Annotated in this window: 23 protein-coding genes; 2 read left to right on the top strand and 21 right to left on the bottom strand. The window is 59.9% G+C overall.

The window, feature by feature from the left end:
- Positions 1-16: 16 nt before the first annotated feature.
- The 7 genes from V7M64_RS06235 to V7M64_RS06205 all read right to left on the bottom strand — a co-directional run bounded on the left by V7M64_RS06235 (position 17) and on the right by V7M64_RS06205 (position 10729).
- Entirely contained in the window at positions 17-1396 is a 1380-nt protein-coding gene (locus V7M64_RS06235; protein WP_333677837.1) for a PilW family protein, read from the bottom strand.
- Positions 1393-1911: a type IV pilus modification protein PilV gene (gene pilV / locus V7M64_RS06230; RefSeq protein ID WP_333677835.1), complete on the bottom strand. Its 519-nt coding sequence runs from the start codon at positions 1909-1911 to the stop codon at positions 1393-1395. Before pilV ends, V7M64_RS06235 begins: the two co-directional genes overlap by 4 nt.
- A gap of 266 nt (positions 1912-2177) precedes the next feature.
- Positions 2178-2864, bottom strand: a complete 687-nt coding sequence (locus tag V7M64_RS06225) for a Fe2+-dependent dioxygenase (RefSeq protein WP_333677834.1) — start codon at positions 2862-2864, stop codon at positions 2178-2180.
- A gap of 180 nt (positions 2865-3044) precedes the next feature.
- Positions 3045-5069: a TonB-dependent siderophore receptor gene (locus tag V7M64_RS06220; RefSeq protein ID WP_333677832.1), complete on the bottom strand. Its 2025-nt coding sequence runs from the start codon at positions 5067-5069 to the stop codon at positions 3045-3047.
- Between the two features lie 586 nt (positions 5070-5655).
- Complete coding sequence (locus tag V7M64_RS06215; RefSeq protein WP_333677831.1) at positions 5656-7782, bottom strand: M13-type metalloendopeptidase; 2127 nt, start codon at positions 7780-7782, stop codon at positions 5656-5658.
- A gap of 476 nt (positions 7783-8258) precedes the next feature.
- On the bottom strand, positions 8259-10064 hold the full coding sequence (locus tag V7M64_RS06210; RefSeq protein WP_333677829.1) for a M14 family metallopeptidase: 1806 nt from the start codon (positions 10062-10064) through the stop codon (positions 8259-8261).
- Positions 10061-10729, bottom strand: coding sequence for a DUF502 domain-containing protein (locus V7M64_RS06205; RefSeq protein ID WP_333677828.1), 669 nt, complete (start codon positions 10727-10729; stop codon positions 10061-10063). Before V7M64_RS06205 ends, V7M64_RS06210 begins: the two co-directional genes overlap by 4 nt.
- A gap of 95 nt (positions 10730-10824) precedes the next feature.
- On the opposite strand from V7M64_RS06205, the gene V7M64_RS06200 reads away from it, so the two are divergent.
- Both V7M64_RS06200 and V7M64_RS06195 read left to right on the top strand, forming a co-directional pair.
- Positions 10825-11337 carry an RNA polymerase sigma factor gene (locus V7M64_RS06200; RefSeq protein ID WP_333677827.1) on the top strand — a complete coding sequence of 171 codons (513 nt, stop codon included), beginning with the start codon at positions 10825-10827 and terminating at the stop codon, positions 11335-11337.
- Positions 11338-11339: 2 nt separating this feature from the next.
- Positions 11340-11990: a hypothetical protein gene (locus V7M64_RS06195; protein WP_333677826.1), complete on the top strand. Its 651-nt coding sequence runs from the start codon at positions 11340-11342 to the stop codon at positions 11988-11990.
- 7 nt (positions 11991-11997) lie between these two features.
- Here the strand turns inward: V7M64_RS06195 and V7M64_RS06190 are convergent, their stop codons facing one another.
- The 14 genes from V7M64_RS06190 to fliF form a co-directional block, all read right to left on the bottom strand.
- Complete coding sequence (locus V7M64_RS06190) at positions 11998-12450, bottom strand: DUF4442 domain-containing protein (protein WP_333677824.1); 453 nt, start codon at positions 12448-12450, stop codon at positions 11998-12000.
- Between the two features lie 86 nt (positions 12451-12536).
- The gene (locus V7M64_RS06185) at positions 12537-13112 is read right to left on the bottom strand and encodes a tetratricopeptide repeat protein (RefSeq protein WP_333677822.1); all 576 of its coding nucleotides are present in this window, start codon (positions 13110-13112) and stop codon (positions 12537-12539) included.
- 3 nt (positions 13113-13115) lie between these two features.
- Positions 13116-13802, bottom strand: a complete 687-nt coding sequence (locus V7M64_RS06180; RefSeq protein ID WP_333677955.1) for a sigma-70 family RNA polymerase sigma factor — start codon at positions 13800-13802, stop codon at positions 13116-13118.
- A 73-nt stretch (positions 13803-13875) separates the two neighbouring features.
- Positions 13876-14637, bottom strand: coding sequence for a flagellar type III secretion system pore protein FliP (gene fliP, locus V7M64_RS06175; RefSeq protein ID WP_333677820.1), 762 nt, complete (start codon positions 14635-14637; stop codon positions 13876-13878).
- Positions 14638-15115: 478 nt separating this feature from the next.
- Positions 15116-15445 (bottom strand): flagellar motor switch protein FliN, encoded by a 330-nt coding sequence (fliN, locus tag V7M64_RS06170; protein WP_333677818.1) that lies wholly within the window; start codon positions 15443-15445, stop codon positions 15116-15118.
- Positions 15442-16254, bottom strand: a complete 813-nt coding sequence (locus V7M64_RS06165; protein WP_333677816.1) for a FliM/FliN family flagellar motor C-terminal domain-containing protein — start codon at positions 16252-16254, stop codon at positions 15442-15444. The genes fliN and V7M64_RS06165 overlap by 4 nt, the downstream gene beginning before the upstream one ends.
- An 8-nt stretch (positions 16255-16262) precedes the next feature.
- Entirely contained in the window at positions 16263-17459 is a 1197-nt protein-coding gene (locus V7M64_RS06160) for a flagellar hook-basal body complex protein (RefSeq protein WP_333677814.1), read from the bottom strand.
- A 12-nt stretch (positions 17460-17471) separates the two neighbouring features.
- Positions 17472-17861: a flagellar hook capping FlgD N-terminal domain-containing protein gene (locus tag V7M64_RS06155; protein WP_333677812.1), complete on the bottom strand. Its 390-nt coding sequence runs from the start codon at positions 17859-17861 to the stop codon at positions 17472-17474.
- Positions 17851-18627, bottom strand: a complete 777-nt coding sequence (locus V7M64_RS06150) for a hypothetical protein (protein WP_333677810.1) — start codon at positions 18625-18627, stop codon at positions 17851-17853. Before V7M64_RS06150 ends, V7M64_RS06155 begins: the two co-directional genes overlap by 11 nt.
- 13 nt (positions 18628-18640) lie before the next feature.
- Positions 18641-19153, bottom strand: coding sequence for a hypothetical protein (locus V7M64_RS06145; RefSeq protein ID WP_333677808.1), 513 nt, complete (start codon positions 19151-19153; stop codon positions 18641-18643).
- Positions 19150-20472, bottom strand: a complete 1323-nt coding sequence (locus V7M64_RS06140; protein WP_333677806.1) for a FliI/YscN family ATPase — start codon at positions 20470-20472, stop codon at positions 19150-19152. The genes V7M64_RS06145 and V7M64_RS06140 overlap by 4 nt, the downstream gene beginning before the upstream one ends.
- 192 nt (positions 20473-20664) lie before the next feature.
- Positions 20665-21348 carry a hypothetical protein gene (locus V7M64_RS06135; RefSeq protein WP_333677804.1) on the bottom strand — a complete coding sequence of 228 codons (684 nt, stop codon included), beginning with the start codon at positions 21346-21348 and terminating at the stop codon, positions 20665-20667.
- Complete coding sequence (locus V7M64_RS06130) at positions 21345-21833, bottom strand: hypothetical protein (RefSeq protein WP_333677802.1); 489 nt, start codon at positions 21831-21833, stop codon at positions 21345-21347. The genes V7M64_RS06135 and V7M64_RS06130 overlap by 4 nt, the downstream gene beginning before the upstream one ends.
- Positions 21820-23271, bottom strand: a complete 1452-nt coding sequence (gene fliF, locus V7M64_RS06125) for a flagellar basal-body MS-ring/collar protein FliF (protein ID WP_333677801.1) — start codon at positions 23269-23271, stop codon at positions 21820-21822. The genes V7M64_RS06130 and fliF overlap by 14 nt, the downstream gene beginning before the upstream one ends.
- Between the last annotated feature and the right edge of the window lie 209 nt (positions 23272-23480).

Raw genomic sequence — 23480 nt, 5'->3', positions numbered from 1 at the left:
ACGGATTCCCCTTGCATCACGGATTGAAGTTACGCAGGGCGACCAGCGAGATGAATTCGCGACGGATCATCTGGTCGACGAAACCTTGCTGCGAGGGAGCGGGGTTGAACTTGCCCGACGAAGGTGCTTGTGGGCTAGTAACCCCGTCGGTTGCGTAGGTGTATTGCTCCTCGTTGGAGGTCAGCGTGTACAGCGGCACCTGCCCGTCCACCAGCAAGTCAACCTGGATACTGACGATGGCACGCCACAGACAACCCGGATCGGTACTGCCGCTGATCGGAATGGCTGCGTTCACGGTACAGCCCGGCGTCGTGTTGTTGCTGGCATCTACCTGGGCTGCGGTGAGGAAACGCACGGTGCCATCGGGGTACTCCACGCCGTACTTGAAATCCATTCGCTCCACACCGCGCACGACTTCCGTTTCGGAGCCGTTGTGGGCCGCATTGGCGCTGCCGCCGTTGACCCGCCGTATCAGCGCGCCGGTGGTATGGCCATAGCTGTCGCCATTACTGACCACTTTGACGTAATAGGTGACGGTCTGGTAGTCGCGATTGAAATCGAATACTTCGAGCGCTTGGCCTGTCCGACCGACAGGTGCGACGAAGTTTTGGCCTACCGCGGTGCCTAGGGCCCCCGAGGTGATGGTCGTACCGGACAGCGTCGCGGCGAAAACCTGTGCATTGGAGCAATCAGCCAGCATGGCCAGATCGCCGGATTTAAAATTGCTTGCCTTCGGTTCGAACGTCTGCGGACTCAAGGTAATGACGACACCGGTGGCGCTGTTGGTGAGCGTGCTGCCGGCGCTGGTGATTGCCCAGCCGCTGGAAGGGTTCATGTAGCGCACGGTCAGTACGGCTGTACCTTCAACACGACTACCTACGGTTTTGCCCATGGCGGGAATGGAGAAGCCATTCGCGCTAACCGTGCTGCTCGGGTCCATCGGTGTGCAGGCTGTGGTGGTGCAGTCGTAACCACGCATCGACATGAACGATGGCATGGAATACTGCGTCGTAGGTGTCGCCGGGTAAGGGCTGGTGCCCCAGGGTGTGGTGAGGTCGCTCATGGCGGATGTCAGCGCAGTACTGGCGGCATCCACGGTAGGCGTGCGCAAACCGTCCAGATAAGTGCCTGCCACACTGCTGGGTGAAGCATCGCCGCCGGAGTTACTGCAGAACTGGCCGCCATTGGCCATGCTCAGATCGTTCTTGAGCTGGCTCACGGCAAAGCGCCCGGCTTCCTGCAAGGTAGCCAATTGGGTATCGGCCTTGTTGGTGTCGGAGGTTGAGGAAAAGATCGTAACAATGCCGGCCGCCACCAGCAGGCCGAGCGCCATCGCGACCATCAGTTCGATCAGGGTAAAGCCGGCTTGGCGCGGCAAACGGATGGCGGCGATCATGGTTGGAAGTTCCAGGCGAATTTTTGCGGAAGGGAGCCCTGCTTATTCGGGCCGACTCCGCGTTCCTGCCACGAAATTTCCATATGGCAATTGCCGCCATAGGGCGGCCGCAAGTTCAGTTGTGCGCTGGTGGGTGTATACGCGGTGGGATTGGTGCAGGTAATCTTTGCGTTGGGATTCGACAGGAACGTATTCAACTGGGCGCTCCACATCTGCTGGTCGTAGTTGGCAAGATTTGCCGGTGAACAACCGGTTGTGGCATTGCATGTCTGGGTGGTGGTGTTGGGATAGGTGGTGTTGTAGCTACCGTTCCACACGCCTACCGGGTTGGCGCTCATACGATCGGCCATGCTCTGAGCCAGGAAGGCCACCTGGGTGCGCATATAGGCAGCCTGGTCCGAGCGCGTGCTCATGATCATGAGCGAGGCAAGGCCCAACAAGCCGATGCTGAAGATCAGCACTGCCACCAGCACTTCAATCAGCGAAAAACCTCGCTGGCGCGACATAACATGCATTGAGCTTCCCCTTGATGCCCCTGTCTTGCGATGAACCCAGATGGTGGTTTCGCCTGGCGCCGTTAAGGCGTAGGTCGTAATGCCGCACACCATCGTATGCGTCATCCTGATTCACCAAGCTGGCGGAAAATATTCTGGTCCGGTCGTAGGGGGATTTGAACGGCCGTCTATCGGGGAAACGCGACCGTTCATCGCCCGAGTTTGACGCTTATCAACAAAATGGCGAAGTTTTCTTGCAGTACTCGGATAAGTCCCGTGGCGTCAGGTCAAACGTCCGACCACATCCGTAATAGGTTGTGGTAGCAACCAGTCAGTCGCACGCGCGCGGCCTCATCGGCATTCGTCCTCGTAAGCCGCTGTACCGCGTTGTCCATATCGAACAACATCGTGCGTTGTCCGTCGTCACGCACCATGCTCTGCACCCAAAAGAAGCATGCGATTCGCATTCCACGTGTGACAGGATTCACGCGATGCAAGCTGCTGGCCGGGTACAGGATCATGTCGCCGGCAGGAAGTTTGACGGTCTGGGTTCCGTACGTGTCTTCAATCAACAACTCGCCGCCCTCGTAGCTATCGGGCGGTGCCAGGAAGAGCGTGGCAGACAGATCGGTGCGGATTTTCTGGCCAGTGCCGGGAATGAGGCGGATGGAACCGTCGACGTGGCTGCCGAAGTGCATGCCGCCTTGGTAGCGGTTGAACATCGGGGGGTAGATGCGGTTGGGGAGGGCGGCGCTTATGAAGAGTGGATGGCGTTCGAGGGCGGCGAGGACGATATTGCCGAGTTCAATGGCTAAGGGTGAGCCTTCGGCGAGTTGCTGGTTTTGCTTGACGTGGATGCCCTGGTGGCCCGCGGTGGCGCGGCCGTCGACCCAGGGGGCATCGGGGGCGTTTAGGCGCTGCCGGAAGTGGGTAACTTGGTCAGTGGTGAGCAGGGTGGGAATGTGGACCAGCATGACGGGACTTCTCCTCTTATCCCCTAGGCCGTCATTCCCACGAAAGTGGGAATCCATCTTGCTTTGATGCATCTTGAAAATGGATTCCCGCTTTCGCGGGAATGACGGCCATGAAAGGAACGCATACCTTATGGCAAGCCTACGAATAGGCCGTTGGAAAATTATCCCTCAAGCCCTGCTTCAAAACTTATACGTAAACGTCGCCAACGCCGTGCGCCCAACTCCCGGCACTGCACGCCCGCCATCCGACGGAATCAGTGCATCGAAATAACGCTTGTTGGCAAGGTTCAACAGATTGAGCCGAATGTCATAGCTCGGCTGATGGTACGCCACCATGACGTCCCATCGTGTATAGCCGCCTACGCTCGTATTATCCGTATTTGCCGCAAAGCGTTGCGACATATACGTCGGACCGCCGCCGGCTTCCCAGTGTTGGGCGAAGGTGTAGGTGGTCCAGGCGGTGGCGGTATGGCGTGGCGTGTTGGCGGGTACGTTGCCTTGTGTGCCGTCGAGTGCCTTGACGATTCGGCCGTCCATATAGCTATAGCCAGAGAAGACCTGCCAGTGGTCGGTGATATGTCCGACGGCGCTGAGTTCGGCGCCGCGCACGCGGATGTTGCCGTCCAGCGTGTACTCGCCTGACGCGGTTTGCGTACGCGCATTGGTTTGCTCGAGCTTGTAGAGCGCGGCGTTGATGCCGAGCATGTCGTCCGCCAGGTTCCACTTGCCGCCGATTTCATAGGAACGGTTTTTGGTGGGTGCGAGGCGCTGCGTGCCGCTGGTGAGCGTGAGTTGCTCCAGCACCGGATCGAACGAGGTGCCGTATGACACGTAGTAAGACTGTTTCTCACTCGGCTGATAGATCACGCCACCGCGTACGCTGGTGAAGTACACCGTTTGTTGCGCGTACGCTGGTGCGGAAATCGTATTGCTGATGTGCGCATCGAAACGGTCGCGGCGCACGCCGGCCACGACCATCCACCGGTCGTTGAACTTGATGGTGTCGTTGGCGTAGACGGCCGCTGTTTTACCGACCGATGCTGCGTAATTGCCTACTGTGGTGGTGACGTTGGATGGCGTCGCTTCTTGCGCGGGATTTAGCAACGAGAGCAGCGGCAAACCATTCCGTGTATAGGTCTGGTTGTTGTAGGTTTCGCGTGCCAACTCTACGCCTGTGATCAGCGTGTGTTCCCACGCGCCGGTGGCGAACTTGGTCGTCAAATCAGTCTGGCTGTCCAGCAGCTTGTCGTGAATGACACGATCGTGGCTGGCGAGTTGCACGTACAAATCCTGCAGCGGCAGGTTGGTCGGATTGCCGAGGGTCCGGTTGAGCGTCACGCCACTGGAAGTAACGATGCTGTTGGCGGCCGTTTCGCGCGCATCGGTGCGGTAGTCGCTGTATTGCAGCTGCGTGCGCAGGTTCACGTGGTCGGAGAATGCATGCTCCAGGCGCGCGTTGAACGCGTTGACGCTCTGGATGGTGCGGTCGTCGGTAAGGCCGTACCAGTTTTTCGGGTTCACCTGCGCTGGGCGGCCGTTGATCGGTGGCAGGCCGTAGTCCGGCATGTCGTGATTGCGCTGGATCAAGGCCGATAGCGTGATCTGCGTGGGCGTGCCGATGCCCAAGCGCAGCGACGGCGCAATGCCGCCATCGCGGTTGTTCAACACGTCACGCGTGGCGTGCATGTCCTGGCCGTAGATGTTCAAGCGCGCGGCCGTGGTATCGGAAAGGGGTTGATTGATGTCGCCGGTCAGGCGATAGCGATCGCTGCTGCCGACGGTCGCGCTGATCTCGCCGAAGGCTTTCAGCTCCGGCTCCTTGGTCACCTGATTGATCACGCCGCCGGTGGAGCCGCGGCCGAACAGCATGGAAGAGGGGCCTTTCAGCACTTCGACCGCATCGAGGTCGAACACATCGCGGTAGTACTGGCCGGGGTCGCGGAAGCCGTCCAGGTAGATATCCGTGCGTGCGGTGAAGCCGCGCAGGTTGATGTTGTTGCCGATCTGTCCGCCTTCCGCGGCGCCGATCGTAATGCCGGGCACGTTGCGCAGTGCATCCTGCAGCGAAGTGGCGCCTTGGGCGTCGAGCAGGTCGCGATTGACCACCACCACGGTTTGCGGGATATCGCGCAGCGACGTGGGTACCTTGGCGCCCACATGGGATGTGTCGACGGTGTAGTCGTTGCCGATAACGCTGCCTGTCACATGGACCGGCTTCAAGGTTCGCGAATCTGGCGAGGCATCGTCGGGGGGCGGCGCAGTTTGCGCATGAACGGCAACGGGCAGGCTCAGGGCAAGCAGCAGGGCGGTTTGCAGGGGCGAAGTGCGGAAGTTAGCGGGCATGGGCAACGATGTCGGCAAGGTTGGGAGGGGCAGAGCGGGCTTGGCTGGCTGCTTGAGCGTTGTGGCCAGGGCATGGCTACGCCTCTCAATCCCGCTTGTCGCCACGGTGGGCGCCCTGCGAATGCGAATCGTTACTATTCTTACATGCTGTTAGGTGGATGTGAAGCAGGGATCCCGCCCCCTGGGTTCTGCTCAGTCGGCTGGGATGGAATTCCAGCATCCACAGACTTGGCGATGCTGGGGTTGCATCCCGGCCTACGTGGCTTGCGGAAGGTGGTTGGGAGATCTGATGGCACGCTAAAGGACAAGCCAACCCCGACCCTCCCCCTGCCGTCGCGGGGGAGGGAGAAGGCTGCCGCCAACCCAGGAGAGGGATGGCAATGCACGCCAAGAAAAAAGCCCCGCATTCGCATGCGGGGCTTGGTTTCCGATCCAAAGATCGCGCGACTTACCAGATCTTCACTTGCTTGTCGCCATCGCGAACCATCGCGTCGCCAGTCTTGCACTGGAACGCCTCGGAGAACGCCGGCATGTTCGATGGCGCACCGATGGCGCGCAGCGAAGCAGGGGCGTGCGGGTCGATGTTGAGGTACAGCTCGGCCTGCTTCTCGCGGGTATTGTTGCGCCATACGCGAGCCCAGCTCAGGAAGAAGCGCTGGTCCTGGGTGTAGCCGTCGATCTTGTCCTGCGCTTCGCTCGGGTTCTTCTTGAGCGCGTCCTGCAGCGCGTCGTAGGCCACGTTGAGGCCACCCAGGTCAGCGATGTTTTCGCCCAGGGTGAGCTGGCCGTTGACGTGCAGGTCCGGCTTGTCCTTGAGCGGTGCATAGCCGTTGAACTGGTCGACCAGCTTGCCGGTGCGTGCCTTGAACTGTGCCTTGTCCTGCGCCGTCCACCAGTCGGCCTTGTTGCCGTCGCCGTCGAACTGCGCGCCCTGATCGTCGAAGCCGTGGCTGGATTCATGACCGATCACGGCGCCGATGCCGCCGTAATTGATCGCGTCGTCGCCATGGGCATAGAAGAACGGCGGCTGCAGGATCGCGGCCGGGAAGTTGATGGTGTTGGTGCTGGGGTCGTAATAGGCGTTGACCGTTTGCGGCGTCATGCCCCACTCGGTGCGGTCCGTGGGCTTGCCGATGTGGCCGATGTCGTACTGGTAGTTGAACTTGGCTGCGGCCATCACGTCACCGTAGTAGTCGCCCTGCTTGATATCCAGGCCATCCCAGCTACGCCAGTGGTCCGGATAGCCGATCTTCGGCAGGAACTTGCCCCACTTGTCCAGCGCCTTCTGCTTGGTCGCGTCGCTCATCCAATCCAGATGCTGGATGCGATCCTTCAGCGCATCGCGCACGTTGGTTACCAGCTCCTCGGCGCGCTGCTTGGCTTCCGGCGTGAACTCCTTCGCCACATACAGCTGGCCCAGCGCTTCACCCATCGACGCATTCACGGCGCCGAGCACGCGCTTCCACAACGGCTTCTGTTCCGGCTGGCCGGACAGCGTCTTGCCGTAGAAGTCGAAGCGGTTGTCCTGGAAAGCGGTGCTCAGGTACGGCGAAGCACTGCTGATGGCGTGGAAGCGCAGATACGCCTGCCACTGCGAGATCGGCGCGCTGGTCAGCAGCTTGTCGAACTCGGCGAAGAACTTCGGCTGCGACAGCGAAAAGCCCTTGTCGATGGTCACGCCCTGCGCCTTGAAAAAATCGCCCCAGTTGAAGTGCGGGGTGATCTTGTCCGCTTGGGCCACGCTCACGAAGTGGTATTGATTGTCGAGGTCGCGCATTTCGGTGGGCGAGAGCGAGGACTGTGCCAGCTTGGTCTCGAACGCCAGCACCTCATCGGCCTGCTTCTTGGCGTCGGCTTCAGACACGCCGGTCAGCTCCAGCGACTTGGCGATATAGCCTTTGTAGGCGTCGCGGATGTCGGCGTACTTCTTGTCGGTGTAGTAGTCGCGCGTGGGCAGGCCCAGGCCGGATTGAAATGCATAGCCAATCTGGATCTTGGCGTCCTTGAAATCCGCGCCAGAGCCGAACTCGAACACCTGGTTGTCGCCCTGCGCAAAGCGGTCAGTGATGTACTTGGCCACATCGCTCGGCGTCTTCAGCGCATCGATCTGCGCCAACTGCGGCTTGAGCGGCTCGTAGCCGAGCTTGTTGACGGCGTCCTGGTCCATGCCGGCCTGGTACAGGTAGCCGATCTTCTGCTCGATCGAGCCCGGCTTGGCCTGGGCCGCATTCTTGGCGGCGGCATCAGCGATGTCGTGCTGGGTGTTCAAGCTCTTCTCGGCCAGCGCGTCGAAAGCACCCCAGCGGGTACGGTCCTGCGGGATGGGATTGGCAGCGATCCACTTGGCATTGACGAAGCCGTTGAAGTCCTGACAGGCGTTGATGGCGGCATCCAGTTCGCTGGCATCGAACACGCTGGCCGGCTTGGCGGCGCTGGCGGTGGTGGATGCAGCGGCCGGCGCGGTGGCGGCAGGGGCCGGGGCGGGTGCCTGGGCTTGTTCCTGTTTGCCGCAGGCGGCTAAGGCAAAGGCGACGCTGGCGGCCAGCAACAGTGGCTTCAGATGCTTGATGGTCATGTATATCCCTCTGTGAAGAGTCGAATGATTCGCCCGCAGGCGCTCCCGGCTATGGCTGGCCGCGCAGTGGACTTTCCCCGGGTATCGCGGCCATGGCCCGCCAAGCTAGGCCAAAGGTCACAGGGGACCCAGTGTCAAAGGTCAGGGTAGGGGTGTAGGTGTCTGCAACGCCTTTTTGTACGGCATGGCTATCACTGGCCGGCGAACAAACAGCAGCCCGACGCCGTCGCATCATTGTTATCGGACTGCAATCGCCGCTGCCCATGCGCGTGGATGGTGCTGAGCAGAGCGTGTCCATCGATCGGAGCGCGTACCTTGCGTTTACGTCTTGCCGTTGGTCTTTCGGCGACGCGCTATAGCCAAAAGCAATCCCGAACCAACCCTCCCCGGCTGCCGCAGGGACGGGAGCGCATCATCGCAAATCTCGAGGCGCAAGCCATTGAGATGGCGATGTGGGGCCAGCACCCCAGCCTGTGCTACTTGGTGGCGATATTCGCCAGTTGGGCAGCGTCCAACCGCAACACCGGATAAACCCCCACGCGCTGCACCGTGTACCACGGTGATCGCATGAAAAAGAAGTCCAGCCGTGCACGGCTGCTTGCTGCGAATGCTCGATCATCGTGCAGCTTCTGTTCGAACGCCGCCTTCAATTGCGGATCCTTGGCCAGCATGTCGCGCGCCAGCTTCTCCAGCACGCGCGGCTCGCCGAATTCCTTGGTTTCGAAAATGGCATCGAGATAGCCCCAGCGCAGCAATGAATCAGGCGCTTGGGGGTCCAGCAGTTCCATGGCGACGTTCGCCGTGCGCTGGTTCATCGGCACAATCACCGATCCGGCCGGCAGCGTGACTTCCACTGGGTGAGCGTGCAGCGTGAAACCTTGCAGCATCACGTGCCCTTCAAAAGGCCTATCGGCCCATTTGGGCTGATCCAGCTGATAGGCCGTGGCGTCAACATCCTTCATTGGATGGCCGATGCGGCGGTACGCAATGCCGTGGGCGTCCAGTTTATCGATGATGGTTTTCCATTCGCCCGGTACGACATAGGCCGCAGGTGGCGTGATGGATATATCCGGCAGCAAGCCGTTCCAGTTGTCGATGCGGTAAGTGACGGGCTTGCTTGGGTCGTACTGGATCCAGGTATCGTTGGAAATCTCGCTATGCGTTTGCGTAAACGCGTAGCCCTTCAGTTCGTACGGTGTGGATGCAGGATCGCGCTTGAATGTCAGCGCTACTTGCGCGTGTGCATCACCGGCGCGGTCAATGGTGTCGGTGTCGGCCTGGCTGGTGGCTGCCAGCAGGGCTGAAGGGTCGCGATTGATGTTATCCAGCACGAGGCGCAGCAGGTCGTAAACCGCATGCACGCGCACCGCATAGGATTTCAGCATATGTGTTTCGATCAACAGTGCGGGACGATTCTGCAGGGCCGCATAACCGGTCGAAAAGCGTGGCCCGGAACCGAAATTCTCGATGCCCTTGCGTGGGTCGCGGCCGTCCTTGAATTCCAGGTAGACCGAGGCGAGGTGGCCGAGCTTTTCATAAGCCGGCATGGCCTGTACCACCATCAGCTTGTGCTGCCAGTTGGCGATAACCGGATCGAGCTTGTGCGGGTCTTCGGTGTACCAGGTGAGGTCGTATTGGTAATCCGCACCATCCGTGGTGTGCACGTCGATCAGGAAATCCGGTAGCCACGCCTGCCACAGCTTCAGCCACGCCAGCGTTTCTGGGGCGTCGGCCTTGATGTAGTCGCGATTGAGATTCAGGTACTGCGCCTGGCCGCGAAAGCCCATGCTTTGCGGGCCGTTCTGGTTGATGCGGTTGTATGGCGAGCTGTGTTCATGGCCATCCACGCTATACACGGGGATGTAGACCAGCACCACGTGATCGAGCAAGTGCGGGTATTTGCCGGTAACCGTAATATCGCGCAACAACATCAGGCCGGCGTCCTTGCCTTCGATTTCACCCGGATGGATGCCGGCTTGCACCAGCACGACGGGTTTGTGCGCGGCACGGGCGGCGTCGGGGGTAAACGTGCCATCGTGGCTTGCAATCACCATCGTCATCGGACGGCCTTGCGGTGTGATGCCAAACGTTTCCAGCTTGATCTTGCCCGGTGCGGCCTGTTGCAGCCGCTGCAGATAAGCCAGCGTTTGCGCATAACTGGGCGTAGTGCGGAACTGTGAAGCCTCCGCGGGCGTGATCCAGTTGTTTTGGGAATCGGTGGCGCGCCCGCTTATGACCATCATGCCCAACAAAAAAGCCAGCCATGCGCGACGCGCGTTCATGGATGGCTCTCGGTTGGCAGTGCCACTGGCGCTGCCGGCAAGGTATCGGGCGCCACCGCGCCGCCCGAAATAATGAAGGCCATGGCTTGGTCCATCGTCCAGTCGGTGGGTGTCAGTTCCTCCAGCGGCACCACTTCCAGGTAACCGCCAGTGGGGTTGGGCGTAGTAGGAATGTAGACCGCTGCCATCTCGCGCTGGGTGCCTTCTTCTTTCATGACCCGCGTCACGAAGCCGACCACTTTCATGCCCTTGCGCGGAAAATCCACCAGCACCACGCGCTGCGCGCCACTGGGTTTGTTCTGCAGCACCGTCATCAATTTCTTGGTGCCGCCATAAATGGTCTGTACCAGCGGAATGCGTTGCAGGATGCTGTCGAACGCATGCAGCAGCCGCTGGCCGATCATCCGATTGGCAAGAAAGCCCAGCAGGTACAAGGTGATCAGGGTAAGCGCCAGCGCCAGCACGTAGGTAATCCAGCCGTGGCTGAGCTGATCGGCCGCCTGAGGCGATACCCAGCCCAACGCTCCCACGAACCCGGCCACCAGCGGCGCGCCGAGATCGGCCAGAAAGCCGACGATGAACTTGAACACCAGCCACGTCACCCATAGCGGCATGAAGGTGAGCAGGCCGGTGATGAGGTAGCGTTTGAGGCGCAGCGGGGGCATGAGGAGCTCTGAGCGAGGGAGGGCGCGCCTATTGTAGGCAGCCTGTGATTTTTTCGCGTGCGCTGCGAATAACAGGGCAGGCAAGGGGAAGGGCCATGCGTGGACGGAAACAACAACAGGCTTTCGAGAACTTACTGCGGCAGCACCAGCGGATCGTCTTTAAGGTGGCGTCTGCCTATGCCCGCCACCCTGAAGACCGCAATGATCTGGTGCAGGAAATCTGTGTCCAGCTGTGGCGTTCGTTCTCCAGCTTCAACGAAAAACGTGCACGGTTTTCTACCTGGATGTATCGGGTGGCGTTGAACGTGGCGATATCACACAAGCGACGATGGCGTCCGGAGGAATCTTTGGAGCAGGCACAGCTCGATGCGCTTGGCGGAGCGGAAGGCATTGCTGAACCCGACGAGCGCCTGCATGCCCTGTATCAATTCATCGGCCAGCTCGATTCGCTCAATCGCGCACTGATCCTGCTGTATCTGGAAGACCGCAGCTACGCCGAGATCGCCGAAATTCTCGGCATCAGTGAAACCAATGTGGCCACCAAGATCAGCCGCATCAAGCAGAAGCTACGCCATCAAATGACGAGCATCGAATTTGCAGGAGCATGACCATGGACCTCGATGAAATGAAAATCGCCTGGCAGGCGCTGAATCAACAGTTGGAACGCGAGAAGGCGCTGAACACGCAGCTTTATGTGGAAAGGCGGATGGACAAGGTGCGGCATGGTTTGCGTCCGTTGTTCTGGGGACAGGTGCTGCAGATTGTCTTGGGCGTAGGGATTAACTTGGTGGCCGGCTTGTTCTGGTTTTCGCGGATGACCATTGCACACTTTCTGGTGTGGGGTCTGCTGGTGCATCTGTCCGGCATCTTGATGGTCGTCGCAGGCGCGAGGAATCTCCACTTGATCTTGCAAATCGACTATTCCGCTCCGGTGTTGGACATCCAGCGTCGTATCGCCGCGCTGCGTGCATGGCGCGTACAGGTGGATGGGCCGGTCTTCGCCATCTTGGGAGCGGTTATCTGGTTGCCGCTGGCGCTTATGGAAATTGGCCTCTGCGGCATCGACTTGGAACAGGTTGCGCCCGGAGTAGCCAATCATTTCGTTCTCTCCAGCGCGATATCGGTGAGCTTGGTCGTGGTGGCCTATGGCTTGATTCGTTTTGCCGGTCAGCGTCGCTGGATGGAAAACAACTGGGCTGGAACCAGCGTGCAGCGTGCAGAATCCATGCTGGCGGATATCGCGCGCTTCATACGGGAGTGAGTCGTCTCTAGCGATGCTTTGGCTTCAACCGCACATAAAGCTGCTTGCGAACCATCGCGACCACTTCACCCGCTGCCGTCTTGATCGGTACATCGAACCAACGCAGCACCTTCTCGCCGTTGGCCGCAGCAGCACGCAATTCCTCGAGCACGCCGGTTTCGAGCTTGAAGTGTGCATAAACATCCTCGCGGCCGGGGGCAACGAAGTCGATGGTGCCTGCCTTGTCCCACACGAAATGATCCCTGCCCAGGTGATGCAGTACCAGCAGCATCCAGAACGGATCGGCCATGGCAAACAAGCTGCCACCGAATTGCGTACGCACATAGTTCCGATTCCACCGCCGTAAACGCAGAACCACTCGCGCTTCGGTGTAGTCGTCATCCAGGCTGAGCAAGCGAATACCGCTGAACAGGAAGGGCGGCCACAGATTGAGCAGGCGGCGGAAGGTGGATGCGCGCATGAAAGGCTCCAGGGATGGAGTCTCAATCTACCATGCTCACGCGTATGGTTTTGCTTCGGAGGGGGCAGGCTGCAAATCAACATGTGTCAATGTTTGCTGCGCAGATAGTCGCCCAGCAGCAGGTGATTGGCTTGCTGGTCGATCTCCAGATCCGGGGACACATTGCTGTCACGCTTGCCTGCAGCATCACCGATACCGTTTAGAACGCTGTGAATGTAGGGTTCCAGCGCGGGGTAAGCGGGCGATGCATTCAGGCCGGCGCGGAGAAACTTGGCTGCTGTGGACAACCGGTTTTGCAGCAGATCGATCAGGCCGGCGGCAAATAGGCGTATGGCATCGTCCTGTCCATGCTCGGCCAGCGGCTGCAGCACGACGAGCGCGTCGGTGGGATGACCGGACTGGATTTCCAGTTGACCGAGCATGAAGCGCGCCATCGCGAAGTCCGGGTCCAGGGCAACGGCGCGGCTCAAAGCGTGCCGTGCTTCGTCGAACCTGGCCAGGTGGCCGAAGATGGCGCCGCGCAGCAGATGCAGGCGCGTATCCGAAGGCCACTGGGCGATAGCTTCGTCGATCGCGGCAAGAGCTTGGCTGTCGGATGTCTGCATCAGGGCCGAGATGCGGTCGATGACGGTTTGATCGCATGAGTGCGCAAGAGGATTCATGAGTTATCCCGTGGCGGTGGAGTGGGTCGGTTGCAATACCTTCCTGAGTTCTTCCAGGCCGGCGCGATGAAGTTGCGAAATGCGGCCTTTGCTCAAACCCAGCAGTAACGCGATCTGCTCGAAAGGCAAAAGATCGAAGTAGTGATAGCGGATAACTTTGCCAGCGGTTTTCGGCAGCGTGGATACCGCATGCCGGAGCTTGGCGCAGGATTGTTGCCAGGCAGTGTTGTCGTAACCGTTGCCATAAGGGCTATGGTTTTCCTCGTCTCCCGCATACATGCCAGTGCCCTCCAGCATCATGCCAATGGCCAGGCCGGAGGCAAGCGAAGCCAGGCTGGTCAACTGGTCTGGCCCAGCTTCGGCGTCGGAAAGGAATGCCAGGCGCTCCCGTCGCTGGCGGCGCTGGAACGATAGCTGCTCGTTTGCCTCGGTCCATTTGCGGATGCCCTCCAACATGGTGCCGCGTATTCGTGGTGTGCAGAAGGTTTTGAACGACGCGGTGCTTTCGGGCACGTAACGGTTGATCGCCTCCAGCAGGCCCACGCAAGCGAACTGCACCAGATCGTGATAATCGATATTTGCAGCAACCGATTTCGCACGCATGCTGGATGCGATGTTTCTAGCCAGCTCCAGGTAGTGCTGGAAAATGACTTCGCGTGCGTGATTGTCGGCACGTGTTCGCCAGGCCAGCCAATATTCGTGCAGGCTGGCGTGGTCAACGCCTTCCTCGTCGGAATGTTCAAGGGGAAGGGCTACGGGGAATTCATTTGAAACTATGCAGCACTCCTTGCAGAATCAGCCCCCAGCCATCCACCAGCACGAACATCAATACTTTCAACGGCAGGGAAATAGTCGCGGGCGGCACCATCAGCATGCCCAGGGAAAGCAGCACGCTCGACACCACCAGATCGATCAGCAGGAACGGCAACAGGATCACGAAGCCGATCTGAAACGCCACACGCAGTTCGTTGAGAATGAAGGCTGGCGTGAGCTGCAATAGGCTCACCTCGTCTGCTGAGGCCGGCATGGCTTTGTGCGACAGCTCATGCATGAGTTGCAGTTCGTTCGAATGCACTTGCCTGAGCATGAAATCGCGCATCGGCGCTGTGCTTCGATCCAGTGCCTGATCGAGCGTGAGCGTGCCATGCATGAATGGCTGCAGCGCGTCATGGTTGAGTTGCTCGAAGGTGGGCAACATGGCGAACACGGTGAGGAACAGTGCCAGGCAGATCAGCACGGGCGTAGGCGGCGTTTCCGGCATGCCGAAAGCGTGGCGGATCATCGACAGCACGATCACGATGCGGATGAAGGCCGTCATCGACATGATCAGCGCTGGGCCGATGCTCAGCACCGTCAGCAGCGTTGCGATGCGCACCGCTTCGGAGGTAGCTCCCATGCTCTGGGTTTGATTCAGTAGGCCGGTGCCGGCTGCGGGCGGAGTGGCGGCCACGGTGTGCATGCTGGCGATCAGCAGGGCAACGCCAATCAGCAACAGCGTGAGCTGTCGTATCAGTTCCTTCTTCATCGGATCGCATCCTGCGTTTGAGTTGCCATGTAGGTATGTGCTCCCTCATGGCCGTCACTCCCGCAAAGGTGGGAATCCATCTCGCACTGATGAGTACATGAAAGTGGATTGACCAGCGTTCGCTGTTGAAAAGCACCTCCGCTTTCGCGGGAACGAGCGCCCTCTGAGTGACTTTCATCGCGTGCTACGGGTGTTATCGCGACCCCGCCCGGCCCGCAAGCGAGCAGATGTTCGCTGTCGCCACAGCGAACAAGGTGCACGGATGTGCGCGCATCAATGCGTACCGATTGCACTACCTGCAATGTGCTGCCCGGGCGCTGCACGGCCAAGCGGTGCCGAAAGCGCAGCAACCATGCTGCCGCCACGCCGAGAACAACGCACAGGCCAAGCGCCAGCATCACCCGGAAAACGTCGACACCGCCACTGCCTTCCGCGACGCCAAGGCTGGGAGCAGACAGGGCGAGTGTGAACGGCAAGTTCATGACGCGTCCAGCACCTGGGTGACGTGGATGCCAAAGTATTCATCCACGGCAACGATCTCGCCACGCGCGATCACTTTGCCGTTCAACAGTACGTCCACGTGCTGCTGCAGTGATTGTTCGAGTTCGACGACAGAGCCTTTTTGTAGCGTCATCAACTGTTGCACCGTCAGCTCAGCCGTGCCCAGGCACACGTCCACATTGACCTTGATGTCGTCGAGCATGGCGCGTGACGGCATGGCGGTGTTTTTTTCCTGCGGCAGTTCGGCGTGTTCGGTCAGTTGAACGGGTGCAACGTGTACTTGTTTCATGGGTGTTGATGAAGTCATGGAGATGTCTCGTGAATGGATGTGATCTGCACGCTGGCCTTACCCTGAGTCAGGCCAGGCTGGCCAAGGGCGAAGACGCGTCCCGGGCGGCTATCGCCCGTTAGCACGGCGACGTCGAGTGGCATGGACAGCGCTTGGCTGGTGGTGATGACGTCGCCCACGGAAAGACTGCCCAATTCGGCGAGCGACAGTTCGCAGCGTCCGAGCAGCGCCGTTAATTTCAGGCGCGTACCGGCCAGTGCATGCTGGCGTCTCTCCAAGGGCGAAGCGGCTTTTGACCCTTGGGCCACTGGTGTTGCCAGCCAGCGCCACGGCTCGGCCATACGCAGATCGAACAACGGCTGCTGTTCGTCCAGCAGGCAGGTGAGCTGGAGCTTTTCTTGTGCTTGCTGTTCCGACGTATACGCCTGAAGCAGTGGCATCGGCAGTGCGGGCTGCAGGGCAAGAGCATCGACCAGTCGATGCAGCAGATCACCTTGCAAATCGTCCCGCACCGGATCGAGCAGCGATGATGGAAAGCGTTCTTCGGCCAGCGTGACGCCAGCTGGCAAAGCAAGTACGCGGCGAAGCAGTGCATCCCATCCAATGGGCTGAACGGCGAGACGCACGAAAGCCCCTAGCGACCATGCGCTGTCGTGCTTGGACGGTTCGGCGCGCGTGGTTTGATCGATCGGCCTAAGGTGCACGCTAGTGGCACACGGCTCCGACACCCATTCCTCTAGCCAAGCCTCGACCGCCCGCATTACGGCCTGATCGATGGTACGAAGATCGGCCGCCGAAACCGGTCGCCAGCGTCTCGGCTCGCTCATCGGCGCGTTCATCCTTGGGTGCCTCGCATCTGGAACAGCTGCATGATCATTTCGTTGGCGGTGCTGATCACTTGCGAAGAAGCCTGGAAGCCACGCTGGATAAGAATCAGCCGGCCGAATTCGGTCGACAGATCGACATTGGAGGCTTCCACTGCGCCAGAGATTAGCGCCCCAACACCAGGCCCGCGGCTGGTGGCGTACTGCGGCGCACTGGCATGCGAGGCGTCGAACAAGCCGTTGCCTTGCTGTGTGAGCTGTTGTGGGTCGTTGAAATGCGCTAGCGCGATGGGACTTAGCGGCAGCGATTCTCCATTGGAGTAGCCGATGTTGAGTACGCCATCGGCATCAATGAATAACGAGGAAAGTGTGCCTGCAAGCGAGCCATCGCTACCGGAAACCTTCAGCGTGGAGACCGAGCCGGCGGAAAATCCCGTGACGCCGCTGGAAAAATCCAATGTGAAGGTAAATGGCTCCGCGCCGGCAGGACTCATGGTGACATCGATCGTGTCCATACCCGGTTCCGGAATACCACCCAGGAACTGCAGCGGGCTGGTCTGGATGACCTTGCCATTTTCATCCGTGATGGTGACGGCCCAGCGCCCCGGGAAAATGGCGTTGTCGGGCTTGAAGCTGATCGACAGCGCGTGCTCGGTGCCGTTGCCGTCGTAGACCACAACGTCGGGAATGGAGAACTCGGTGGCGCCGGATGAGAGGTTGTCCGAAAAGCGCACATAGGTGGTGGCAGCCGGCGGGCTGATCGTTTTGCCGGTCACCGAAATCGCTTCCGGTTGCCCGGCGGAATCCAGCGCAGTGAGGCGCAGGCCGGTAACCTGATCGACGATATAGCCATCATTGCTCAATATGAACTGTCCCGTGCGGCCGAATTGCACTTTGTCGCCATCGAGCAGGGCGAGAAAACCGGTGCCCTGGATGGCCAGGTCCAGCTGACCATCGCTTTGGCGGATATCGCCCTGGCCGAAATCGATCGAGGCGTAACCGTATTCCACACCGCTGCCGAACGATTGGGTGGAAGTCGAACCCGGCTGCCCCGGCGCGAATTGCTGGCCGTAGAACAGATCCGCAAAGCGAGGCGTTGTGGCCTTGAAACCCGGTGTGTTGAGGTTGGCAACGTTGTTGCTGATGGTCTGCAGGCCCTTGGCATAGGCGGTCAGTCCGCTCATTCCGATATAGATGCTGCCTAGCATGGCGAACTACTCCTAGCGAACTTGCTTGATCTGCGACACGGTGGCGTTGGTGAGGAACTGTCCACTGGCGGTTTCGATGACCAGCTCCGGCTGGTCACCCTCGAAGGAAATGCTTTTCACGATGCCGCTGACGGTGGATGTATTGGTCGTCACATCGACCGTGCGGCCGAGCAGGCCGAGCGTTTGCGTGGCCGATTGCACGGAGATCAGACTATCGAGCTTTTCGGTCATCTGCCGTGTCTGTTCCAGCGTGGTGAACTGAGCGAGTTGGGAGACGAACTCGAAATTGTCCACTGGCTTGAGCGGATCCTGATAGGTCAATTGCGTCAGGATGATCTGCAGCAGGGATTGCAGATCCAGTCCAAGCGAGTCGGTGCTGGTGCCTACGGGGTTAACGGCCATGGTCGGTTCCGTGTTCGATTCGCGCGATGGTGTCGAATCCGTTGATGGTCAGGGATGTTTCGTTGATGCCGTGGCGACGCAGTACACCTTGCAGCGAGCGTTTGAGTTGCGGGAGGTCTTCGTTGCTGCCGGTGTAGCGCACTACGACGGCGGGCATGATGGTGCCGGGGAGTAGATTCACGCGGTCGCTTTCGTTTGCGGTGTACGTTGTTTGCTGTGGCATGCGCGCAGAGGTGCTTTGCTCGACAAGGGTGGCTTTGGTCGCGTTCGAAGTGCCTGCTTGCAACACGGAGAAAGCTTGGGGCGTTGGTGTGGGTGTACTGTTGTTGCTTTGTTCTGTTTGCAGCATTGGAGCGGCTACAGGCGTGGTCTGCATGGCCAAGGAAGGCAAGGAAGGCTCAACGCGCGGTGATGCATCAACGGTTGCTAACGGGATATCGGATGACGCGCTGGCATCCTGTGCAAGCGATGCCGCGAACATCTGCTGCGCTGACGGTTGCTGTGCCGGCACGTTGCCGGGTTCGGGTAACGCTTGCACATCATTGTGACCGGCCTTCGCGCCGGACCACATGTCCCGCTCCAACTGCTCGACGAGTTGCTGGAAGTTCGTTCCACCTTGCAAGCTGGGATTGGCATCCCAGCCTACGAGTGGCGGGGAGGTCATTGCGGCGGGGATTTTCATGGTTCTTCTCTCCTCGTTTGCAGAAAGCCGTCGAGTTCGTCCGAAGCCTTCATGGCCGTCATTCCCGCGAATGCCGGAATCCATCTTTGCTTTTGCCTCAGAGCAAAATGGATTCCGGCATTCGCGGGAATGACGGCCGGAAGAGCTTCGTAGGTTGGGTTTTGGCGAGCTTGCGTGCGAGCCATTGTTCCTCCACCTTGCTTGCCTGCTTTTCTTCCAGTTGCTGCCGATATGCGCGTTTCGAACGTTTGGCCACGCGCTCAGCCTCATGCTGTTGCACTTGCTGGTGTTGCTGCGTTTCCATCCGCTGCTGCCAATGCGTATGAGCTTGAGTAGCTGCTTCGCGACAGCGTTGGACATTGTCTTGCGCGGCGGCGCTAGCGTGCGCCAAGCCACTCAACAGATCAGGCGACAACGCATGTGTGCTGCTCAGCGTCTGCCTGGCGAGTGATGCATAAGCAGCAGCCTTTTGCTGAGCACGATCAACCGCTGCATTGGCCTGGTCGGCACGCCTGCGCGCATCCATGGCCCGCTGCTGCGCCTTGTCCCATTGCAGCTGGCGAATCGTCGCCACCCGTTGCGCCATGCGATAGCGATCAGCTTTGTTCATGCACTCGTCCTCAGCAACGCAGCCAGCTCGGTCATCGCTTGCGCGCGCTGGGTGGGCATCGTGAGGTCCTGCTTGAGGAACCGTATCAACGCGGGACGCGCAGCCAGCGCGCGATCCAGGGCGGGATGGCTGCCGGCGATGTAAAGGCCAGATTCGACCAATGTGCGCGAAGCGTCATAGAGCGAGAGTTGCTCGACAGCTTCAGTAGCCAGTGCTCTTTCCTCTTCGGTGGTGACCTGCCGAAAAAAACGGCTGAGGCTGCGCGGAACATCGATGGCGGGGAACTGGCCTTGTTCGGCGAGTGCGCGTGTCAACACGATATGGCCATCGAGCAGTGCGCGCAGTGTTTCTGCCATGGGGTCGTCGATGTCATCCGTTTCCGTCAGCACGGTCATGACGGCGGTGATCGCGCCACCTTTGCGCAAGGCGCCGCACCGCTCCACGATCTTGGGCAGCGCGGCAAACACACCAGGTGTATAGGCACGAACGGTGGGTGGTTCGCCGGCAGCCAAGCCGATCTCGCGTAGTGCCAGCGCGTAACGCGTAATCGAGTCGAGCAACAACAGCACATGCTTGCCTTGCGCGCGGAAATATTCGGCATAGGCCAGCGCCAGCGTCACGCTGCGTGCGCGCATCACCGCTGGCCGGTCGGAGGTGGCGACCACCATCACAGAGCGCTTGCGTGCTTCTTCGTTCAATGCGTGATGCCAGAATTCGTCGGCCTCACGGCCACGCTCACCGACCAGGCACAACACGCAAACATCGGCTTGAATGTGCCGGGTAAAACCACGCAGAAGCGTGGTTTTACCTATGCCGCTGCCAGCAAAGATGCCCACGCGCTGACCTATGCCTAACGTCAACAAACCATCGATAGCGCGGCAACCGGTTTCCAGCGGCTGGCTGGCGGTGACGCGATCAAGTGCTGCCGTTTCGATGCCGGCGAGCGGCCAGTTTTCGCCACTGGGTGGCAGCGGACGGCCGCCGTCGATGGGTCGGCCGAGCGCATCGACCACGCGCCCTAGTAGATGAGAGCTAACGGAAGCTTGCGCGTCCGCACGAACGGCTTCGACACGATCACCAATGCGCAGCGACGTGACGGGCGCATAAGGTGCGAGTGTGATGAGTCCGCGCTCGGCTTTCACAACTTCCGCCATGACGCCGTCGACCGTGCAGAGTGAGCCCAGCGTGACGCCGGGGCCGTCGGCTTCGATGTAGGTGGGCATGATGCGCTGGACGCTGCCGAGTCGTGCGACGGGATCCAGGTTCTTGAAGGCGCTGATGTAGCGTGTTCGCAGGGTTTTGCTATCCATCGTGGTCATAGGTATCTGCCCACTACCGGAAAGCATGCGGGTGCCTTGTCGTCATTCCGGCGAAGGCCGGAATCCAGGTTGAATACGTCGTGCGAAGCACACAAACTTATTTTTATGTCGTGTGCTGCGCACGTCATACTCGACTGGATTCCGGCCTTCGCCGGAATGACGAGCATGAGGGTACGCGCGCTATGCAGATACCTATCCATCATGACGACGCAACTCCATGAAGGTCTCGGCCAGGCGCTCGCGTTGCAAGGACAGGTCCGCATCGATCCGCCCCAGTGCGAGTTGCAGCAAGCATGTGCCCGCTGTTGCCGATGGTTTGATCGTGATCGCCAGCCCATGCCGTGAACCGATGGCCTGCAATTCGGATTCGAACGCCGATCCAGCCGGAAAATCCTCGGCAGAAACATCAATGGCAAGCACGGCATCGGACGAGAGATTGCGCAACTGCCGCTCGATCGTTTGCACGATCAGTTCCGCATAACGCGATGGCTGTTCGATGATGCGCGACAGCGCGGCCTCGGCAATGTCCAGCGACAGCGGCAACAAGGCATCCAGGGTTTGGTTGAATTGCGCCGAGGCTTCCTGCACGGCTTGCGTTAGCACCTCGATCTGCTTGTCATGCTTGCGCTGGATGGATTCCTCCGCCTTCTGTTGTCCTTCCTTGATCCCGCGCTCGTAAGCAGTGGCTTCCTTGTGTTTCGCTTCCTGCTGCAGGTTTTCAATCTGCGCCTGCAGTGCGGCGATCTGTTCGCGCAGCTTTTCCAGCGCAGTATCCGACTCGTTCACCACGGCAGGCGCTGCATCCGCTTGCCTGGGCAAAGCGGTGCGATGCTCGCGGGTTAGTGTCACGGCGCTGGCTTTGAGCAGGCGACTCATCTGCGTGCTCTCCTTTGGAGCAGTCGGCGCCACGCTGGCTGTTTCGATACTGGCGGTGCGGCCATGTTGTTCGCGCTTGCGTACACGGCATCGCGTAGCGAACGTTGTGCACGCTTCGTCATGCGGATGTCGGCGTAGCGCGTATTGCCAAGGTTGGCTGGAAGTTGTGCGACGACGGTCTGGCGCTGTGTGTCCTCCAGGCATGCCAGCACGCGCTTGGCCAAATCGCTCGGCAGTCGGCGAATGAATTCGGGCAGTTGCTGAGGCGTTTGATTCGCACTGGATGGCGTATCGGCTACCACGGTGTGGTCATCGGTCTGCTGTTCGATACGCCAATCCGGGCGCACCTCGGCCAGCAAGGGGCGCAAGCGTTGGCGCTGCGCGGCATCGAGCGTGGACCACACCCATTCGATATCGTCCGCGCTGCAATGACTCAGCTGCTCCACCGTGCGGCGCAGTGCTCGCTCTTGCTTAGGGCTCGACATGCACACGCTCCGGTTCGCTGAGCAAACGCTGCAGCCGTTGAGCCAGCGCCTTGCGTTCGCTTTCGCTCAAGCGAGATTTCGACCGGCGCGGCCAGGCCAGCCGCAACAGCAGGCCGATGCCAAGACCGCCACACAGCAGCGAACCGATAAGTATCCATGTGGGTGCGGGGTTGTTCGGCGCCGGCACTGTGGATGGCGAAGCAGCAGGTTCGCTATGCGCAGCAGAAGCAGCGGCGGGCGTTTGCTCTTCCTGCATGGCGTCAGTGTTGCCGGGTGCTACGGATGCTGCCGCAGCAGGCGAGGGCGTGCGTACTGCTACCGTGAATACGTCACCACGCGAGGTATCCATGCCGATCGTGGCCGCTACCAGGGCTTGCAGCGATTTGGATGCTTCGGCCGATAAGGGGCGCTCCAATACAACGCCCACGGACAAGCGTTTGATGGAGCCGGGCGCGGACACGATCTGTTCCACCGTGCGCTGGGTTTTCTGCTGCATGCCGGCATAGGCGCCGCCCGGAGGAAGTGGCGGCAGGCTTACTTTGCTCGTCGACTTATTGTTGGAAGGCAGGGGCAGCACGATCGCCTTGTTGGCGTCCGGCGAGCCACTGGTATCGGATTCGCGCGTCAGGCTGGCCTGATCGAAATTGATGTCGGCGTTGACACTCACCGATGCCTTGTCATCTCGCAAAAGCGGTGTGATCTGTTCGCGGATCTTGCGCTGGTAATAAGCCTCCACCGATTGTTTGAGGGCAAATTTGGGATCGTCGATGGTGTCGTCACGGCCGGTCATGGGTACGCCGCGCGCATCGACCACGGTGACATCGGAGGGCCGCATTTGCGGCACGGCGGCAGCCACGAGACGTTGGATGCCTCGCACTGTATCCGGCGAAAGTACCTCGCTCTCATGCAGAAACAACGCTACCGAAGCCTTGGGACGATCCTGGTCGTTCCGGAAGATCGACGATTCCGGCAGCGTGAGATGCACGCGCGCCATGTCCACTTCATCCAGGCTGATGATGGTGCGGGCCAGTTCGCCTTGCAGCGCGCGCTGATAGTTCACCTTCTGCGTAAAATCCGTCAGGCCTAGATCGGAGTTGTTGAACAACTCCATGCCGACGACGTTCTTCAGCTTCAGGTCGCCACTCATCAGCTTGATGCGTGTGTTGTGCACGTCATCGACCGGCACCAGTACGGTGGTGTGTTCGCCTTCGCCCGCGATGCGATAAGGCGTTTTCTGCTTTTCCAGTTCGGCGACGATGGCAGCGGCATCTTGTGCGCGCAGATCGTTGAACAGCACTTGGTAGTGCGGACGCAATATCCAGTAGGCAGCCGCGAGTAGCAGAAAAAGGAGTAGTGCCAGCGAGCCGGCGAGTAGCCATTGGCGTTCGCGGGTGGTGCCGGTGAGCCTTTTTTTGGTGGGGGACTCGTTCGATTCCATTTCGCAGAAGTCATTTGAAATTCAATATTGCCGATTCGTCATTTCGACCCGCCCATGGCCGTCATTCCCGCGAAAGCGGCAATCCATGTTCGCTTTGCCTGAGAGCGCAGTGGATTGCCGCTTTCGCGGGAATGACGGCCTTGGTGGTCATTGCTGGAATGACGGCATATAGGTTGAGGAAGTTTGGATCACGAAAAGATCAACAAGAC

Source organism: Dyella sp., assembly GCF_036746095.1.
Classification (GTDB): Bacteria; Pseudomonadota; Gammaproteobacteria; order Xanthomonadales; family Rhodanobacteraceae; genus Dyella_B.
This window is presented reverse-complemented; position numbering and strand designations above follow the sequence as displayed.

Excerpts from the sequence above, each read along its gene's own strand:
- V7M64_RS06235 (WP_333677837.1), bottom strand. The coding sequence starts at position 1,396 with ATGATCGCCGCCATCCGTTTGCCGCGCCAAGCCGGCTTTACCCTGATC.
- pilV (WP_333677835.1), bottom strand. The coding sequence starts at position 1,911 with ATGCATGTTATGTCGCGCCAGCGAGGTTTTTCGCTGATTGAAGTGCTG.
- V7M64_RS06225 (WP_333677834.1), bottom strand. The coding sequence starts at position 2,864 with ATGCTGGTCCACATTCCCACCCTGCTCACCACTGACCAAGTTACCCAC.
- V7M64_RS06215 (WP_333677831.1), bottom strand. The coding sequence starts at position 7,782 with ATGACCATCAAGCATCTGAAGCCACTGTTGCTGGCCGCCAGCGTCGCC.
- V7M64_RS06210 (WP_333677829.1), bottom strand. The coding sequence starts at position 10,064 with ATGAACGCGCGTCGCGCATGGCTGGCTTTTTTGTTGGGCATGATGGTC.
- V7M64_RS06205 (WP_333677828.1), bottom strand. The coding sequence starts at position 10,729 with ATGCCCCCGCTGCGCCTCAAACGCTACCTCATCACCGGCCTGCTCACC.
- V7M64_RS06200 (WP_333677827.1), top strand. The coding sequence starts at position 10,825 with ATGCGTGGACGGAAACAACAACAGGCTTTCGAGAACTTACTGCGGCAG.
- V7M64_RS06195 (WP_333677826.1), top strand. The coding sequence starts at position 11,340 with ATGGACCTCGATGAAATGAAAATCGCCTGGCAGGCGCTGAATCAACAG.
- V7M64_RS06190 (WP_333677824.1), bottom strand. The coding sequence starts at position 12,450 with ATGCGCGCATCCACCTTCCGCCGCCTGCTCAATCTGTGGCCGCCCTTC.
- V7M64_RS06185 (WP_333677822.1), bottom strand. The coding sequence starts at position 13,112 with ATGAATCCTCTTGCGCACTCATGCGATCAAACCGTCATCGACCGCATC.
- fliP (WP_333677820.1), bottom strand. The coding sequence starts at position 14,637 with ATGAAGAAGGAACTGATACGACAGCTCACGCTGTTGCTGATTGGCGTT.
- fliN (WP_333677818.1), bottom strand. The coding sequence starts at position 15,445 with ATGACTTCATCAACACCCATGAAACAAGTACACGTTGCACCCGTTCAA.
- V7M64_RS06165 (WP_333677816.1), bottom strand. The coding sequence starts at position 16,254 with ATGAGCGAGCCGAGACGCTGGCGACCGGTTTCGGCGGCCGATCTTCGT.
- V7M64_RS06160 (WP_333677814.1), bottom strand. The coding sequence starts at position 17,459 with ATGCTAGGCAGCATCTATATCGGAATGAGCGGACTGACCGCCTATGCC.
- V7M64_RS06155 (WP_333677812.1), bottom strand. The coding sequence starts at position 17,861 with ATGGCCGTTAACCCCGTAGGCACCAGCACCGACTCGCTTGGACTGGAT.
- V7M64_RS06150 (WP_333677810.1), bottom strand. The coding sequence starts at position 18,627 with ATGGATTCCGGCATTCGCGGGAATGACGGCCATGAAGGCTTCGGACGA.
- V7M64_RS06145 (WP_333677808.1), bottom strand. The coding sequence starts at position 19,153 with ATGAACAAAGCTGATCGCTATCGCATGGCGCAACGGGTGGCGACGATT.
- V7M64_RS06140 (WP_333677806.1), bottom strand. The coding sequence starts at position 20,472 with ATGACCACGATGGATAGCAAAACCCTGCGAACACGCTACATCAGCGCC.
- V7M64_RS06135 (WP_333677804.1), bottom strand. The coding sequence starts at position 21,348 with ATGAGTCGCCTGCTCAAAGCCAGCGCCGTGACACTAACCCGCGAGCAT.
- V7M64_RS06130 (WP_333677802.1), bottom strand. The coding sequence starts at position 21,833 with ATGTCGAGCCCTAAGCAAGAGCGAGCACTGCGCCGCACGGTGGAGCAG.
- fliF (WP_333677801.1), bottom strand. The coding sequence starts at position 23,271 with ATGGAATCGAACGAGTCCCCCACCAAAAAAAGGCTCACCGGCACCACC.